The following is a 16,255-nucleotide window of genomic DNA, read 5'->3' on the forward strand; positions in this document are numbered from 1 at the left end:
CGACCGCGGTCAAGCAAGGCATGGCGGCGCATACGGCGCTGGAGCAACTGTTTGCCGGCGAGGTGCCCACCTTCATGCGACAGGACGACCAGGATCAGGCGGCATGAGCTGAATAGTTACCTGGACTCTTGTGCGGACTCCGCTTGCGGTAGAGGTCCGCTGTGACCCTACTTTTCACTGACCTCAGGAAACGGCCAATGGCCGCGTTGCTGTGGGCATCATCCGGTAAGGTGATCCCGAGTGGCAGAGTCAAGGTAAAGCAGCACACGATGACCCGCGAGTGGGCTTGCATCGCTTTCTCGAACACGCGATAGGCCCGGTGCAGATAGTCGATGATCAAGGGGCCCCTGGCTGTGAGCACCGGCAACGTGACGCCGGGGACGGGCGAGAAGCGCGGCTGCCAGTGCAGGGTGTGATTGCGATTGGCGGTAGATCGCTTGGGTGGAAGTTTCATAGGACAGCTCCAGACAGCGGAAGGATTCGCTGAGCCTTGCTTGGCTCAATGGAAGCTGACACGACGCGAGAACGTGATGATGGATTGCGCGATAGGGCAGCGGCCACCCATCGCCCTGGGAGACGGCTCCTGACTCTGCAGAGACGGGCAGCCTCTCATGAGTTTCCTTGAGGACCTGAGCTGTCTGAAACCACGGTGGGTAGTTTCAGAGGGTTTGGGTATGTGCTCAGTCAGTGACTTAGCCTTGCAGTCACTGATCAATGATTAGATATATCTATATTAACGATATCCTAACTGCCCTGGCGGATAGGTACGGAGCTGGGCCGGTCTTTCGATGATCGAATCCCCAGTCAAACCGAACGGGCAAGGCACCACGAGGAACTCTCACGTTAAACGAATCGTGTCATTCCATTACTGCACCGGGTAAAAAAATACATGGGGCGGGAACTGGAAGGGGGTAAGGCGTCGCTTGGCAAGACGCCGAACGGCCCCTCGAGTGGGTGATTCCTCAGGTGGCGCTTCTGTCGCGGGTAGCGGTCGTCATGACGACGACGCATGCCCCAAGACTCTCCTCGCACCACTCTGGATCGATTCAAAAAAATCTCAGCCCTGTATTACCTCCTTGAAGCGTCCAAAGGAACGCTTCGATCGATGCATCCAATCCATCTTTCAGGAGGTAAGCCGATGTCGATTACGTGTCCAAACTGCGGTTCACGTCGCATCCGCCCGCGTCACCGAGGGCGACAAGTCGGCGGCAGTCTCGGGTGTGCGGCGGGAACGGCCAGCGGCGCAGCCGGAGCGCTCAGCGGGGCCGAGACCGGTGCCCTGGTGGGTGCCTGGGCCGGGCCGGTCGGGATCACCGTTGGCAGTCTCGCCGGGGCGGTCTTCGGCGGTCTAGTCGGTGGGACGGCCGGGGGTGTCGCCGGTGCCCGTCTCGGCAAGCAACTGGATACCCAGGTGCTCGATAACTACGCCTGCCATGGCTGTGGCCGCACTTTCCGCCCCCACATCGAGTAGCCCCGTCGCCTAGAAACGGCGTGAGCGGTCAGTGAGCGGCCAGTTCATTGAAAAACGCCGGGTTGTCCTGGATCGTCGCCAACACCTTGGCCGCCAGGCCGGTCGGGTTGCGGCGTTTGGTTTCCCAGCTCTTGATCGTATCCACGCTGGTTCCCATGGCGTGGGCAAACTCGATCTGGGAGATCTGCAAGCTAGCCCGAATGGCTTTCACGTCCGCGACCTCGTGGTGGGTCACGCGGGCGGGCTGGGCCTTGCCGTGCTTGATGTCGACGGCTTCCTGCAGCGATGTCTGGAGTTCGTCAAAAATGCTCATTCTAAAACCTCCCCCTTCAACTGATGGGTCAGTGTTTTCAGCGTGGCCTTTTCGGCAGGCGTCAGGCTGTCCTTCACGCTCTTGGGATAGGCCAGTATCAGGTAGACGACTTCGGCGGTGGCCAGGAAGTAGATGATCCGAGCACCGCCTTGTTTACCTTGATGCCCCAGCGCCATGCGTATCTTGCGTAACCCACCCGTGCCCTGGATCAGGTCGCCCTTGTCGGGCTGGGCGATCAGGATGCGCTGGAGTTCCTTCAGCTCATCATCCGTCGCCATGGCCTGGATCTGCCGGGTAAAGGTCGGCGTTTCGATGAATTCAATGGCATGACTCACGTCGGGCGTATCCTTCGACCAGTGCACTTCATCGTGTACATAGTACATAAAATAGTGCAAAGCGTCGATTCTGAACAACCCCTTTCCTCGAGCGCTAAGCGCGTTCAACGCAACCGTCCCACTGCAACCACCCCCATGCACGGCCAGCCCGCTTCCTTCGGGGAGCGGGCCGTTATGCCGTGTCAGACAGACCGTGTCAGACAGACCGTGTCTGCCCTTCAGGAGATTGACCATGAGCCACAACACCTACTCTCACACCCCGTCGTCCCCAGCGTCTGCCGAGCCGGTGAAGCGCACCGTGTTGTTTCCGCTCGATCAGACGGAGCAGGAAGCACCCGACGCCGAGTCGGCGGCCATCCCGCTCTCGGCCAAGGCCAAACCCGGCAGCGTGACGGCCTCGGTATTAAACGCCATCGAGCAGAGTGGCATGCCCGCGCCGGTCAGCCGGGACGCCCGTATTAAGCGTCCTCCGGCCCCTCAGCGCCGTTACCGCGACCAGGCCCGGCGTCTGGTCGATACCCGGGCCCTGGATCGCAAGGCCTGGCTGGCGATCCGCCAGAGCGGGATCGGCAGCTCCGATGCCGCCGCGGCGGTGGGCCTCAACCCTTACAAATCCCAGCTCGAACTATGGATGGAGAAGACCGAGCGGACCGACACCCACCGGGAACCATCGGCGGAAGACAGCCTGACCAGTCCGCTGCATTGGGGCCAGGTGCTCGAACCTCTGGTCGCCGATCATTACGCCCGGCACACCGGTTACCGGGTACAGCGGGTCAACGCCATCCTGCAGCATGTCGAGCATCCCTGGATGCTTGCCAACCTGGATCGCGAAGTCGTGGGCAACGACGCCGTGCAGATCCTCGAGTGCAAGACCGCCGGGCTATTCGGTGCGCGGCTGTGGAAGGAGGGGGTGCCCGAGTACGTCCAGCTGCAGGTGATGCACCAGTTGGCCGTCACCGGCCAGCAGGCGGCCGATGTGGCCGTGCTGTTGGGCGGCCATGAGCTGCAGATCCATCGCATCGAGCGTGACGAGGCGATGATCGAACAACTCATCGCCCTGGAACGCCAGTTCTGGGATTACGTCGAGCGTGACACGCCACCCCCGGCGGATGGCAGTGACTCGGCCGACCGGGCCCTGCGGGCGCTGTTTCCCCAGGATAATGGCGAGACCATCGATCTAAGCCATGACGTGATGCTCAGCCAGGCGTTCGTCGACCTGCAACAGGTACGCCAGACCCTGGATGATGCCAAGAAGGCGGAGTTGCGGCTCAAGCACCGCCTGCAGCAGGCCATGGGGACTGCCACGTTGGCGACGTTCCCCAGCGGTAGCCTGAGCTGGAAGCAGACCGCGCCGGTCAATCGGCTCGATACCAAAGCACTGCAGCAAGACCATCCCGAACTGTGCGCGACGTACCTTCGCTCGCATCCCGGCTCACGGCGCTTCGTAGTGCGTCAGTGACTGGAGCGACAACCAAAGCCTTACCTCAGTCGACGCAACGCCTCAGAGCGCCTTTACGGGCCATCTGGGGCGTTTTGCGTTATGAGCCACCCGACACGTCATCAAGGAGGTTCCCATGCTCAAGGGACTCGCCATTACCCCACCGATTCTGGGGCGGATCACCATCGGCAAGGTGGTCGAGAATAACGGCAAGCGCCTGCCCCAGAAGGACGACCAGTTCACCCTGACCTCCCAGCTACAAACCAAGGAGGGCTGGATACGCCACCCGCTGGACGAGCAGCTGCGCAGCGAGCAGGAGGGCAAGCTCCGCCGACTCCCCATCCGGCTGCTGTTCAACGACCCCGATCTCAACCTGCGTGCCGAGTACGCGCTGTTCGACCGTCAGACCGCCCGCCCCCTGTGCGTGGGCGACGGTGAGCAGTGCAAACGCCGCACCCGCGACGGGATGGAGACGCTGGACTGTCCTTCCCCCGACGGCTGCCCGTTGGCCCAGGGCGGCGCCTGCAAGCCCTATGGCCGCCTGAACGTGCTGATCGGAGATGACGACCCGCTGGGCAGCTTCATTTTCCGCACCACCGGCTTCAACTCGATCCGCACGCTCGCCGCGCGACTCGCCTACTTCAAGGCGATCTCCGGCAACCGCCTGGCCTGTTTACCGTTAGAACTCCGGCTGCGTGGCAAGTCCACCCGCCAGAGTCGGGGCACGGCGATCTTCTACGTCGACATCACCCTGCGCGAGGGCTGGACGCTGGAAGAAACGCTTTCAGAGGCCCAGCGGCTGGATGAACAACATCACGCCACAGGCTTCGACCAGAAGGCCCTGGATCGGGCCGCCAAGGCGGGCTTTGCCAACGGCGCGTTCGAGGACAGCGCCGAAGAATCCGCCGAGGTCGTGGAGGAGTTCTACCCCGACGCGCCCCAACACCCACCGGGCGGACAGGACGCCAACGCCCCGCTAACCCTGGCCGACAAGCTGCAGGCCAAGAGCCAGCAGCAGCCCCAAGGTAGTACCGACCCCAAGGCTTCCCTCGGAGAGGCTGATACCTCGCAAAGCAACGATGTCCAGCAATTCCAACCCCGCCAGGCCAAACGGGTCTGAGTGCATCTCAACCGTTCCCGACTCACCCCTGCTTTCGATTCATCCCACGCCACCGCACTGACGACGTCCGCTGCCCTTGAAGGCGCGGGCCGTTATGCCGTGGCTGACCGATAAGGAGACTCACCATGCGCATTCTCACTCACGACCAGCTGCATCGCGCAGCGCCCGCTATCTTCGCCAGCCAGCCCGATCAAGCCGTGTCCGAGCGCTACGGCTTCGTGCCCACCATCAACGTGGTCGACGCCCTGCAAGCCGAGGGTTGGTACCCGGTGCGGGCCCAGCAGACCAACGTGCGCCAGGCCGAGCGTCAGAGCGTGGCCCGGCACCTGATCCGCTTCCGCCAGGACCCCGACCGTCAGATCGCCGTGGGTGACAGCGTCACCGAACTGGTCCTCACCAACAGCCACGACCGCACCGCGGCGTTTCAGCTCGATCTGGGTCTGTTCCGGCTGATCTGTCTCAACGGCATGGTCACGCCGGTGGGCGACGTGGGCGGTATCCGCGTGCGCCATGGCAAGCAGATCGTTGACGCGATCCTCGACGGCTCGATCCAACTCAGCCAGCAGGTACCGCGGATTGCCGAGGGCGTCGAGGCGTTCCAGTCCACGCTGGTCAGCCAGGGCGAAGCCCAGCTGTTTGCCGAGGCCGCATTGTCGCTGCGTTACGGCGACGACTGGCAGCAATCGAGCCCCGTGCAGCCAGGGGACATTCTCGAAGCCAGACGCAGCGAGGATGCCAACGGCTCGCTGTGGAGCGTGTTCAACCGCACTCAGGAAAACCTCTTCAAGGGCGGGTTGCGCGGGCGTTCCCAGTCCGGGCGGGCCACCCGCACACGCCCCATCAATAGCGTCACCGAGGACGTACGCCTCAATCGCGCGCTGTGGACGCTCACCGAGCGCTTCGCCGAACTCAAGGGCGCGACGGCCGCCGTCTGAATCCCGACAACTGACAAGGAGACCGACCATGACCTCAGCGACAACAGGCCTACCCGACTCGGGGTTCCACCAACTGAGGGCCGGGGAGGAGCCCGGCACCTACCGCGTCAACGGCGACATCACCGACACCCAGCTTCTGCACCTGGCCAAGCTGATCGCCCAGAAGCGACTGCGCAAGGGCAACCCGCTCGGTCGTCCCGAGGAAGTCCACCGCTGCCTGCAGACCCTGATGCTCGACTACCCCCACGAGGTCTTCGGGATGCTCTGCCTGGACACCCAGCACCGGCTGATCGCCTTCGATGAGCTGTTCCGAGGCACCCTCGATTCGGCCAGCGTCTATCCCCGTGAAGTGATCAAGCACGCCATCGCCCACAACGCCGCCGCGGTGATCCTGGTTCACAACCACCCCAGCGGCGACCCCGAGCCCAGCGATGCCGATCGGCGCATCACTCAGCGGCTCAAGGAGGCATTGGGCCTGGTGGATATCCGGGTACTGGATCATGTGGTGGTCGGCCACGAAGGCTTTGTGTCCTTCGCTGAACGGGGGTGGCTGTAAGACAAGCGTGTCCACCTTTCGCAACTCATCCAGCGGGGACACTGGCCCGCTCGCCACCGTCTCCGCCTCACGGCTGCCCTAACCGGCGCCGTGGGGTGGGGCACCTTGACGGGCGCTATTTTTTCTTTACGTAACTGGGGGATGGAATGAGGGGGAAAAGCGTTTGACAAGTGAGGGATATGGTAAACTGCACAACCTGAGACAGGAGAGCGCATGAGCGATCAAGAGACCTCCCGGTCCACCGATCACGATAGCCCGTGGAAAGATGCCCTGGAGCACTATTTTCAAGAGTTTCTGGACCTGCTGTTTCCGGTGATCCATCAGCAGGTGGACTGGTCGAAGGGCTACAGCTTTCTCGACAAGGAACTGCAGCAGATCACGGCGGACGCCAATAGTGGGCGTCGCTACGCTGACAAACTGATCAAGGTCTACGCTCATGACGGCAGTGAGACCTGGGTACTGATTCACGTCGAGGTGCAGGGCGAGCCAGAGGACGCCTTCGCCGAGCGTATGTACACTTACCAGTATCGTCTGCGTGACCGCTATGGCGTGGACGTGGTGAGCTTGGCGGTGCTGGCCGATACCAGTCCGAGCTTTCGGCCGGTGGCCTACCACTACGCTCGGTGGGGCTGCGAACTGACCTTTACCTTTCCGTCTGCCAAGTTGATCGACTGGGAAGGGGGCTGGGAGGAACTTGAATCCAGCGAGAACGTCTTTGCGCTGGTGGTAATGGCCCAGATCAAGGCCAAGCGCCTGCAGGACGGGGCCTCGCGCAAGGACATCAAGGTCGCGCTGACGCGGCTGCTGTTCGAGCGCGGCTACAGTCGAGAGCAGATCGTGCGGCTGTTCAATATCATCGACTGGATGATCCAGCTCCCCAAGGCGCTGGAACCCGAGTTTGTACAGGCGGTCCACGCCATCGAGGAGGAAAAGCACATGCCTTACGTGAATACGATTGAGCGCCTGGGTATTGAGAAGGGGCGTCAGGAAGCCGAGCAGCGCGCTTTGGAAAGCAAGCGTAACGCCGCCCGCAAGCTGATTTCTTTGACGGAGATGAATGATCAGCTGATCGCGGAGATTGAGGAACTGACGGTCGAAGAAGTGGCCAGGCTGCGTGCAGAGACTCAGCACTGATCCAATCTTTACTGCAGCTAGGGCGACTCATGGCAGTTTCCTTCACACGCAAACGGCTATATCGCGTGGGCTCGCGCCCTCTTGAAAGCGCTGTGGATGACGTAAAGCAGCTTGCTGAAGCCGTTTGGTACCGCGGCTACCGTCCTACGGGAGGGGAGCTGGAGCGACTACGTGATGTAATGCCTCGCGAGGAATTCCAGCGTGCGCTCTGCGTTCTTGAGCTCCTTAGTCAGTATCCAGTGTGTCGTAGAGACACAGCGCGACACTTGCAACAGCTCACCCGGCATTTCCATCGGCAATTACTAGGGGATGACGATACACCGGCCCAAGGGCGGTATTCACCGAGCGAGCGATGGGGCTTGACCGAAACTACGGCACCGCTGCGCAAAGCGCTGCTCCCCCTCCAGACCCGAACCTACGCTGATGCGACGGGGCACCGCCACGGGTTGAGTGCTTAAACCGCCTCCCCCCGTGCTTAGAAGCAAGCGGCACATTCCCAACGTGACGTACGAAAAGGGCAGCCCTCGCGGCTGCCCTTGCTGTATCTGGCTGATTTTCTTTTATTTTGATGGCTCCCCGTCCGGTGGTTCCCCGCTTTGAGGCGGTGACACCGTCAGACCGGGCGGGGCATCGCGTGGCAGTGCCCGCAGCCGAGCCGGGCGTTCGGTGCTAGTCCCCAGCAAGGCCTTCTCCTTCTCACCGGCTTCCCGCGCCTCACGGTCCCACGGCACTGCACTGGCCGCCGTGTCCGCCGCCGACAGCAGCGAGTCGTGGCTCAGGTGGGCATAGCGCTGGGTGGTCTTCACCTGGGTATGCCCCAGCAGCTTCTGCACTTCATACAACGAGCGCCCCGCATTGATCACATAGCTGGCGAAGCTATGGCGCAGATCATGAATGCGCACGTCTCCCAGCCCCGCCTTTTTCCGCGCCGTGTCCCAGCTGTGAAAGATGCTCACGAACGGCTTGCCGGTCTTGGGGTTGGGAAACAGATACCCGTTGCCCGCCATGCGCGGCAGCCTCTTCAGCAGCGCCATCATCCCCTGAGACAGCGGCACATGCCGCGTGCGTCCGGTCTTGTTGAATTCGATACGCCACAGGCGCTTGTCTCGATCCAGGTCCGACCATTGCGCGTCCAGCACTTCCCGCTTACGGGCTCCGGTCAACAGCAGCATGGCGATGATGTAGGGCAGCAGCGGATTGGGCGAGGCTTCCAGGGCCTCGAACAATCGCAGCGTCTCATCGTCCTTCAGATAACGCTCACGCTTGTTGTTCTCGGGATACAGCGGAATCCCCGCCGTGGGGTTCCGGCTGATGCCCTCTACCTCCCATTTCAGCGCGCAGTTGAAGATATAGCGGCACAGGATGATCACCCGGTTCGTGGAGCCCGGTTGATGCGTGGCGCGGTGAGCACTGAACACCTCGATCAGGTGCTGTCGCTTGATCTCGTCCAGGTACAGCTTGCCGAGCTTGGGTAGCACATGATTGCGCAGCAGACACTCATCGGTCGACCAACTGCGCTTGTAGCCCTTGATGTGCGGCATGTAGGCCGATTCGACGAAGTCGGCGAATGTCGGCACGCGCTTGAGCGTGCGCCGCGTCTCGAAGGGATCGCTCCCCATCGCCACCTGGGCCAGGACATCGTTCGCTGACTTGCGTGCCTCGCTGAGCTTCATCACCGCCGTGTTGCCCAGTTTGCGCTCCACCAGCGTGCCTCGGGCATCGCGGTAGCGGATATAGAACGCCTTGTGGCCGGAAGCCAGCACCTTGAGCGATAACCCCACCACCTTGTCATCGTAGTAATCGTTACGCGCCTTCCCGGCGGGGCAGACGGCGGTATGCTCGACAAAGTGCTGACTGAGCGTGGCTTTAGGCATTATGATCTCCATCGGTTGTTAAGTAGGCGCTTTTGTCACAAAAACAATCTATCGATATCTTTAGTGGCATATTAGCCCAATCGATCATGGAGTCAACACACCATGTACGAAACGACCCGCTTGGCCATCGCCCTGCGCATGGCGCGTGCGGCCTGCCAACTGACGCAACAAGAGCTGGCTTCCGCGTTGGGGGTGACCAAAACCGTGATCGCTCGCAACGAAAAACCCGACATGGCGATGCGTGCCGACACCTTGGTGCGGCTGATCTACGTGATGCGCGAGCAGGGGGTCGAAATCGATGTGTTTAGCACCCTGGACAGCGTAAGGCTCTACACCACCGGGGAGCATTTGGATGCCACGGCCATGCGGGTCGCCCGTGCCGCGCTCAATCTGAACCAACAGGCGTTTGCCGATACCCTGGGGCTGACTAAACCGATCGTCACCCGCGGCGAGCGTCCCACCAGCATCATGCGCTCCGATGTCATGGTCACAATGCGCCATGAGTTGAATCAGCGTGGCATCCAGATCGACTGGATACCCATCGTCCAGGACCTGACGGTGACGGTGCATCCGCGCGCGGTGGAAGCCATCGACGCCCTGCAACAAGGGGATGCGCTACCCGGCGAGCCGAACGAGGAACTGGTCCCGACCACACTGGCCGAAAAGCTCCGTGGTGAGACCACGGCGAGCCATCGTGTCGAAAAGCGCAAAAAAGACACTGATAGGGGATAAATGTGACTTTTGGCGGGAATGGTCCGCGTGCGGCCCAGTGGAAATGTGATGGAATGGTGGAAAGCGATAGGAATTGAATAAAAACAGCCGGTTAGGGCCAAATAGCGGTCTCGATAGGGAGGTGGGATGGCGGAGAAAAGTGGAAATGTGATGGGAACGGCCAAATGCGGTCGTTAAAGGGGAGGAAAAGGCTAATTAAAACAGCATGTTGCTGAAAGCCGATGCTAGGACGCTCACTGCAGGTACCGATGTCCTGACCGGTGAAAACGGTGGCACGGCTGGCGATGATGTTTTCCTCGCTCCGGACACTGCACTCAACCAGTTCGACCAGATCGATGGCGGCGCGGGTGTAGATACGCTGCGTGTCGGTGGGGACAGCACTGAAATTCAGGGCGATATTTCAGGTGTTGAAGTAGTTCGGATTGAAGGCGACGCTGTAGCAAGTTACAACACCACGGCAGTAGGCGGCCTTGAGAAGTTGGAGTTCGTCGGCCAGCAAGGCAGTGTGGTCAGCGTCAACGGTCTGACGGCCGGACAAACTGTCGCCGCCACCAATAGCAATGGTGGTACAAATGGCAGCTTCTTCAACTTGAACCTTTCGGTCGCTTCTGGTTCCACAGCAAATGTGGCGCTGAACAACTCAGTAGTGAATCTGAGCGCAGCTTCAGCTGTGGCGGACGGCACGATCGATACGCTGAATATTGAGTCTGAAGGTGATTCAACACTCAGCTTGAGTGGTGATCCGGCGAGCTTCACCGGTGATCTGCGTAACGTAACAGCTAATGTCGCAGCCGAGGGTACGCTGACTCTGGACGGTAGCAGCATCGCTGACGGCACTACGGAAGAGTTTGTATTTGATGGATCTGCCTCACAAGGCGCTATCATCGATACGGCTGGCGTTCTTCAGTATGCTACTTCTGTGACCACCGGTGCAGGGGATGATGGCTTTATCCTTTCCAGCGATAACGAAACCGTTAACACTGGCGCTGGTGACGATATCGTTCAGATCGGAATGGGCACTACCCTGAACGAAGACGCTGCTATCGACCTCGGCGAAGGCTACGATGCTGTACGCCTTGTTCTGGACGGAACTTCCGCCAGCAGTATCTCCGCTGATGGTTACGAGCAACTCAATACTATTGAGGGAGCTGAAGAAGTTCGCGTGAACCTCGACGGTGGCATTGGCAGCGAATTCACTGTCGATATGGCTGAGCTAGATGCCACCACGTTGGGCCTGGATGATGGCGCTATCGTCACTAACCTGACCAGCGATGACCTAGTCAAGAGCCACGTTGGCACCAATAGTGGTTACGCTGACTACCAGCTTCAGGCGGCTCGCAACGATGACGCCGATGCCGAATTCTCTGATGGCGGCGTTGTGAACTTCGAAGCCACTGAGACTTCAAACCCGTCTGTCATCGCCGCTAACACGGCTGCTGCCGATGGTTCTGATTTTGACACTCTGAACCTGTCTGGCGAAGGTGCTATCACCTTCGACAACACGGGTGGTAGTGCCGCAACCATCGATGCATCCGATCTGTCTGGTGGCCTGAGCTTCACTGCTGGTGACGAAGCTGAGACCGTTACGCTGGGCGAAGGCGAAGACACCCTGAACTATTCCGCTGGTGTCTCAACTTACGCCAGCACCGATACCATTACTGGCTTCGGTGAAGGTGACACCATTCAACTGAGTGGTGTTGACGGTGGTGATGGTGTCTCTGAGTACGATGCTTCTGGTGCTGCATCTTACGAACAGGCGCTGTCTTCCGCTGCCGCATCTGATGCTGACGGAGCTTGGTTCGAGTTCAGTGGCAGCACTTATGTAGTGCAGAACACAGATGGAGCGTCTGTCACTGACGAAGCTTCTACAGACACCGTAATTGAACTGACCGGTGTTGATCTTGGCCTGACGGCTGATAGCTTCACTGCTGCCACCGTTTAATCCACTCCACTCGGAGCGGATGCATTCCCCGGTTTGCCGGGGAGTGTTCAAGCGAGAAGCACTACCGAACCCCGTCTCTTTGAGGCGGGGTTTTTCGTTCAACCAGCCCTAAGGAAACCGCATGAGCCAATGGACCGCGGTATCCCGCACCCAGCACGCCGATAGCTACTTCTGGCCCCGCCAAGGCTATGGCTTCGCCGCCCAAGAACAGGTCGTGCCGATCCTGATCGCCGAGCTGACCAAGCTGTTGCCGCACTATGCGTTGGCCTTCATCCAGCAGGGCGAACACTATCAACCCGTGGCCCTGACCGGCTTGGGTGGGGAACGTAACCTGTACGTGCATTCCGATGGTCGTTGGCTGGCGAGCTATGTGCCTTCGATTCTGCGCGGTCATCCCTTCCGCATGGCCAAGGCCGACAACGACCAGCCGGTGCTGGCGATCGAGCAGGACAATCTCACCGACGACTCGTCCGCCCAGCCGCTGTTCGACGAGGACGGTAACCTGACCGAGAAGGTGCAGCAGACGCTGAACTTCCTCACCCAGTGCGACAAGAACCGTCAGGTGACTGCCAAGGCCAGTCAGCTACTGGGCGAGACCGGGCTGATTGAGCCATGGCCGCTCAAGATCGAACGTGGGGAAGGGCGGGAACCGATCACCGTGCAAGGACTCCATCGCATCAACGAGAAGGCGATGAACGAGCTTGCCGCTGAAGCCTTTGCTGATCTGCGTAAGCACGGCGCCCTGGCGCTGGCCTACGCCCAGCTGTTCTCGATGAGCCAGCTCTCGCAGCTGACCGAACGGGCGAAGTTTCACGAGAAGCACCATGCCAAGCAGGGCGACCAGTCAGCCAACCGAGACATCGACAGTCTGCTGGATGGCGACGATGACGACCTGACCTTCGATTTCGGCGATTGATCCCGTACCCTTGGTGGTTCATTTTTCGTGCAGATAGAGAGTTTTACCCAATGGCCGATACCGATACCCAAGCAAGCCAGACCGTGACCATCGACGGCACCGACTACAACCTGGCGGATCTTTCCGAGAACGCGCGTAGCCAGGTCACCAACCTGCGCGTGACCGATCAGGAAATCGCACGCCTGCAACAGCAACTGGCCATCGCGCAGACGGCGCGTACCGCCTATGCGCGTGCGCTGAGCGAAGAACTACCCAAGGCCGAGCATTGAGTTGGCAATAGCTCCGATAAGGAGAGCGCGTGAAAATCCAAGAAAGCCCCATCAGCTATAGAACCCCATTGCGGGAGGCGCAGGTAAGGCTCATGGCCAAGCGCTGCCGTGAGATGCAGGCGCTATGGGACGACGCTCACGCCTCTTTCCTCTCGGAGGCTGGATGGCTTGAGAAAAAGATCGTGTGCGATTTCATGGAGACGGCTGAAGCATGTGGTTTTATCTGTAAGGAGTGGGATGTCATGCCGGAGCTGAAAACGGTTGTCATCTCCTGGAATGGCCTGCCGCAAAGCGCCGACATGAGGTGGCTGCGTTATTTCCTGCACTCACTTATCCGCCATGACCTGGCGCAGGAGCTCGCCTACGAGTATCTGACGCTGCTGCTGGGCAAGGTGAACGGCTACGCGGCGTTAGCGGACGCCCTGGACGCGCAGCTGAAAAGCCGACAGAGCGGCTGATACGCTTCGTTGAAGGCTTTGCAAAGGGGGAGCGGTGCCGATTTTGCCTGAGGCCATGTCTTGGCGTATAAACGGTGACCCTTGACCGCTAGTAGATCGTTCCAACAATATAGTTACGTATTATGCGCCCTCCAAGTCGAACTTTTTCCAGCGGAAGACAACCGGGGCCGCGTTCATTTCACCGATGCCCTTCAGGATGCGCGCCTTGAGCTCGGCAATCGAGGCGACGCGGATATGGCGAAGGAAGGTCCGGGCCATTTTTGAGAAAGCACATTCGATCAGGTTGAGCCAGGAACCATGCGTGGGCGTGTGAACGTACTCAAACCGGCCCGGCCGCGTGGCCAAATAGGCCATCGTCTCCTTCGAGATGTGCGACGAATGATTATCCAGGACGACACGGATGATGGCCTCCGGCGGATAGTAGGCGTCGATCGACCGGAGCAGCGCAATGAATTCGCGGCTACGGTGCCGGTCTTCAACCTGGGCAAACACATGGCCGGTATGCAAGTCGATGCCGGCCAGAATCGAGACAGTGCCATGACGGACGTACTCGTAATCCCGGCTCACCGTCGGCGCCTTGCCCGGAGCTGGCGGCAAGTCGGGAGCCGTCAAGCCAATCGCTTGAACGCCCGGCTTCTCATCGACGCTGACCGTGTACATCGGCGTCGGCCGGCCCTCATGAACGGCGCCTTCGGTGTAAAGAGCAACGTCCCGATAGACCATCAGTACCTCATGCATCTTGCGGTCGAAGTCGGGATCGCGCCTCTCCAGGTAATAGGTGATCTTGTGGGGTTTGAGCTGATTCTCGTCGAGAATTCGCCAGACCGTACTCTTGCCGGCCCCGGCAAGACGCGCAAATCCCGACCGCTGCGCTTGTTCGGACACATAGCGCGCCAATGCCGAGATGCTCCACAACTCGGCCGCCAGCCCAAGCTCCTTCGGTTTGGTACAGGCGATGCTGACCACCCACGCTTTGGCCTCGTCGCTGATCTCAGGCGCGTGAGGCCGATGGTAGGCATCCTTCAGCCCCGCCTGAACGCCGGCCGCCAGCGCCTTGTCGATACATTTGTAAATCATCGGTCGGCTTACGCCCAATTGCCGATGAATCTCGCTGATCGACAGCCCCTGCGCGTACTTGAGCAGCACCTTGGCGCGTTCCACTTCGCGCACCGGTGCCGTACGCGAGGCTGCCAAACCGGACAACTTGGCCTTTTGCTCGTCGGACAGTTCCAGTACCGCTCGACCACTTTTCCGTCCCATGATCACCTCCAACCTGAGTGGTCTTGCGAGCATGGCCGTTCACGGTGAATTTGTAAACAAATTAATGGAACGATCTACTAGAATACCGTCATGACCGACGCCCACGCCCCCCAAACCCCGATTTCCACCCCGGTTCGCGACGCGCTCCTGGCCGAGCTGGAAAATTACGAGCACCTGGCCTTCGAACTGATGACTCAGGCTGACTTGGACGGCTTGCGTTCGCTGTATGCCGGCTGGGTCAGACGACTGGGCGACTCCCCCGAGGCTGTCGCAATCTGCGATGCTTTGGACGATTTCATCGACGCCTGCATCGAAGATGCCGACATCTCACGGGCACATCAGGACCTGGTGGCCACGATCCAAGAAGGCGGTGAATGATCTACGGTCACCGTGCCCTGCCCCCCCCCCACTGTCAAGCTAGTTGGAGCCTCATCGGCTGTTAGACTCTGAACGATGTGGGGCGTAACGAGGTTCCGATGAAGTACTCCGACGAACGCCGGGAAGCCATCCTCAAGAAGCTGCTCCCGCCGCATAACCGCACGGTGGCGGAGGTGGCCCAGGAAGAAGGCATCTCCGCGGCGGCGCTGTACACCTGGCGGAAACAGGCTCGACAAGCGGGCCGTCTCCTGCCTGACCAGAGCGATGACCCCGAGGGCTGGAGCTCGCAGGACAAGTTCCACGCCGTGCTGGAGGCGGCGGCCCTCAGTGAGGCCGAGCGTGCCGAGTACTGCCGGCAGCGTGGCCTCTATCCCGAGCAGGTCCAGCGCTGGCGGGCGAGCTGCGAAGGCGCCAACGACCGGAGCGGTGCCGCCTCGAAGCAGCAGAGTGAAGCTCGCAAGACGGAGCGCCAGGAGAACAAGGCGCTCAAACGCGAGCTCCGCCGCAAGGAGGCCGCGCTTGCGGAAACCGCTGCGCTGCTGGCGTTGAGAAAAAAAGCCCGAGCGATCTGGGGGGACGAGGAGGAATGATCAGCACTTCAGATCGCCAGGACGCCGTGCAGCTGATCGATGAAGCGCGAGCCGAGGGAGCCCGCCTGCCCGCCGCGTGTGCGGAACTCGGCATCGCCACCAACACCTACCGCCGCTGGGTACGGGGCGATCAGGATGGCCGGCCTCAGGCCGTGCGGCCTGTCCCGCGCCACGCCCTGTCACCGGAGGAGCGACAGCGGGTGCTGGCCATCTGCCATCGCCCCGAGTTCGCCAGCCTGCCGCCCGGGCAGATCGTGCCGCGGCTGCTGGACGAGGACGGCCTCTATGTGGCGTCAGAGTCCAGCTACTACCGCATCCTCCGGGCGCATGGCGAGCAGCACCCTCGTGGCCGCGCTCGTGCCCCGCGCCCCACAGGAGATCCTCAGCGACGCCGCGTGACGCGCCCTAATGCTTGTTGGAGCTGGGACGTGGTGCGCCACGAGGCGCTTTGGAAACGTGCAGTGATGAAAGAGCACTGCCGTTGGTCTGTCGCAGCAGGCCGATAGAAGCTGAGGGCAGCTCGACCTCCGGTAC

19 protein-coding genes are annotated in these 16,255 nt (G+C 60.8%); 14 read left to right on the top strand and 5 right to left on the bottom strand.

The window, feature by feature from the left end; translation table 11 throughout:
- Nucleotides 1-94 precede the first annotated feature (94 nt).
- Nucleotides 95-454: a hypothetical protein gene (locus K7I12_RS16185; protein ID WP_231664686.1), complete on the bottom strand. Its 360-nt coding sequence runs from the start codon at nucleotides 452-454 to the stop codon at nucleotides 95-97.
- Nucleotides 455-1,138: 684 nt separating this feature from the next.
- On the opposite strand from K7I12_RS16185, the gene K7I12_RS16190 reads away from it, so the two are divergent.
- Nucleotides 1,139-1,471: a hypothetical protein gene (locus K7I12_RS16190; RefSeq protein WP_031384197.1), complete on the top strand. Its 333-nt coding sequence runs from the start codon at nucleotides 1,139-1,141 to the stop codon at nucleotides 1,469-1,471.
- Between the two features lie 28 nt (nucleotides 1,472-1,499).
- On the opposite strand, the gene nadS is transcribed toward K7I12_RS16190, so the two are convergent.
- Complete coding sequence (gene nadS, locus K7I12_RS16195; RefSeq protein WP_031384196.1) at nucleotides 1,500-1,784, bottom strand: NadS family protein; 285 nt, start codon at nucleotides 1,782-1,784, stop codon at nucleotides 1,500-1,502.
- Nucleotides 1,781-2,353, bottom strand: coding sequence for a type II toxin-antitoxin system RelE/ParE family toxin (locus K7I12_RS16200; protein ID WP_231664687.1), 573 nt, complete (start codon nucleotides 2,351-2,353; stop codon nucleotides 1,781-1,783). Before K7I12_RS16200 ends, nadS begins: the two co-directional genes overlap by 4 nt.
- On the opposite strand from K7I12_RS16200, the gene K7I12_RS16205 reads away from it, so the two are divergent.
- From K7I12_RS16205 to K7I12_RS16225, 5 genes are all read left to right on the top strand, one after another.
- A complete protein-coding gene (locus K7I12_RS16205) occupies nucleotides 2,352-3,578 on the top strand; it encodes a YqaJ viral recombinase family nuclease (RefSeq protein WP_231664688.1) in 1,227 nt (408 codons plus the stop codon). The genes K7I12_RS16200 and K7I12_RS16205 overlap by 2 nt on opposite strands.
- A 115-nt stretch (nucleotides 3,579-3,693) precedes the next feature.
- Nucleotides 3,694-4,677 (top strand): recombination directionality factor, encoded by a 984-nt coding sequence (locus K7I12_RS16210; RefSeq protein ID WP_231664689.1) that lies wholly within the window; start codon nucleotides 3,694-3,696, stop codon nucleotides 4,675-4,677.
- Nucleotides 4,678-4,802: 125 nt separating this feature from the next.
- A complete protein-coding gene (locus K7I12_RS16215) occupies nucleotides 4,803-5,612 on the top strand; it encodes a DUF932 domain-containing protein (protein WP_231664690.1) in 810 nt (269 codons plus the stop codon).
- Between the two features lie 28 nt (nucleotides 5,613-5,640).
- A complete protein-coding gene (gene radC / locus K7I12_RS16220; protein WP_231664691.1) occupies nucleotides 5,641-6,168 on the top strand; it encodes a RadC family protein in 528 nt (175 codons plus the stop codon).
- Nucleotides 6,169-6,381: 213 nt separating this feature from the next.
- Nucleotides 6,382-7,302 (top strand): hypothetical protein, encoded by a 921-nt coding sequence (locus K7I12_RS16225; RefSeq protein WP_231664692.1) that lies wholly within the window; start codon nucleotides 6,382-6,384, stop codon nucleotides 7,300-7,302.
- Nucleotides 7,303-7,862: 560 nt separating this feature from the next.
- Here K7I12_RS16225 and K7I12_RS16230 read toward each other — a convergent pair.
- Entirely contained in the window at nucleotides 7,863-9,176 is a 1,314-nt protein-coding gene (locus K7I12_RS16230) for a tyrosine-type recombinase/integrase (protein ID WP_231664693.1), read from the bottom strand.
- A gap of 102 nt (nucleotides 9,177-9,278) precedes the next feature.
- Here K7I12_RS16230 and K7I12_RS16235 point away from each other — a divergent pair, with 102 nt between their 5' ends.
- From K7I12_RS16235 to K7I12_RS16255, 5 genes are all read left to right on the top strand, one after another.
- Entirely contained in the window at nucleotides 9,279-9,908 is a 630-nt protein-coding gene (locus tag K7I12_RS16235) for a helix-turn-helix domain-containing protein (RefSeq protein WP_231664694.1), read from the top strand.
- Nucleotides 9,909-10,113: 205 nt separating this feature from the next.
- Nucleotides 10,114-11,850 (top strand): beta strand repeat-containing protein, encoded by a 1,737-nt coding sequence (locus K7I12_RS16240; protein WP_231664695.1) that lies wholly within the window; start codon nucleotides 10,114-10,116, stop codon nucleotides 11,848-11,850.
- A gap of 121 nt (nucleotides 11,851-11,971) precedes the next feature.
- The gene (locus tag K7I12_RS16245) at nucleotides 11,972-12,766 is read left to right on the top strand and encodes a SapC family protein (RefSeq protein WP_231664696.1); all 795 of its coding nucleotides are present in this window, start codon (nucleotides 11,972-11,974) and stop codon (nucleotides 12,764-12,766) included.
- 50 nt (nucleotides 12,767-12,816) lie between these two features.
- The gene (locus K7I12_RS16250; protein WP_231664697.1) at nucleotides 12,817-13,035 is read left to right on the top strand and encodes a DUF6447 family protein; all 219 of its coding nucleotides are present in this window, start codon (nucleotides 12,817-12,819) and stop codon (nucleotides 13,033-13,035) included.
- Between the two features lie 29 nt (nucleotides 13,036-13,064).
- On the top strand, nucleotides 13,065-13,493 hold the full coding sequence (locus K7I12_RS16255; RefSeq protein WP_231664698.1) for a hypothetical protein: 429 nt from the start codon (nucleotides 13,065-13,067) through the stop codon (nucleotides 13,491-13,493).
- A 120-nt stretch (nucleotides 13,494-13,613) separates the two neighbouring features.
- Here the strand turns inward: K7I12_RS16255 and K7I12_RS16260 are convergent, their stop codons facing one another.
- Nucleotides 13,614-14,753 carry an IS630 family transposase gene (locus K7I12_RS16260; RefSeq protein ID WP_231664699.1) on the bottom strand — a complete coding sequence of 380 codons (1,140 nt, stop codon included), beginning with the start codon at nucleotides 14,751-14,753 and terminating at the stop codon, nucleotides 13,614-13,616.
- 90 nt (nucleotides 14,754-14,843) lie between these two features.
- Between K7I12_RS16260 and K7I12_RS16265 the strand changes: the two genes are divergently transcribed.
- From K7I12_RS16265 to K7I12_RS16275, 3 genes are all read left to right on the top strand, one after another.
- Nucleotides 14,844-15,131, top strand: a complete 288-nt coding sequence (locus K7I12_RS16265; protein WP_231664700.1) for a hypothetical protein — start codon at nucleotides 14,844-14,846, stop codon at nucleotides 15,129-15,131.
- 98 nt (nucleotides 15,132-15,229) lie between these two features.
- Nucleotides 15,230-15,721 carry a transposase gene (locus K7I12_RS16270; RefSeq protein ID WP_231664701.1) on the top strand — a complete coding sequence of 164 codons (492 nt, stop codon included), beginning with the start codon at nucleotides 15,230-15,232 and terminating at the stop codon, nucleotides 15,719-15,721.
- Nucleotides 15,718-16,227, top strand: coding sequence for a helix-turn-helix domain-containing protein (locus K7I12_RS16275; RefSeq protein WP_231664702.1), 510 nt, complete (start codon nucleotides 15,718-15,720; stop codon nucleotides 16,225-16,227). The genes K7I12_RS16270 and K7I12_RS16275 overlap by 4 nt, the downstream gene beginning before the upstream one ends.
- Nucleotides 16,228-16,255: the final 28 nt, after the last annotated feature.

Origin of the sequence: Halomonas sp. IOP_31, assembly GCF_021151495.1 — a bacterium.
Classification (GTDB): domain Bacteria; phylum Pseudomonadota; class Gammaproteobacteria; order Pseudomonadales; family Halomonadaceae; genus Modicisalibacter; species Modicisalibacter zincidurans.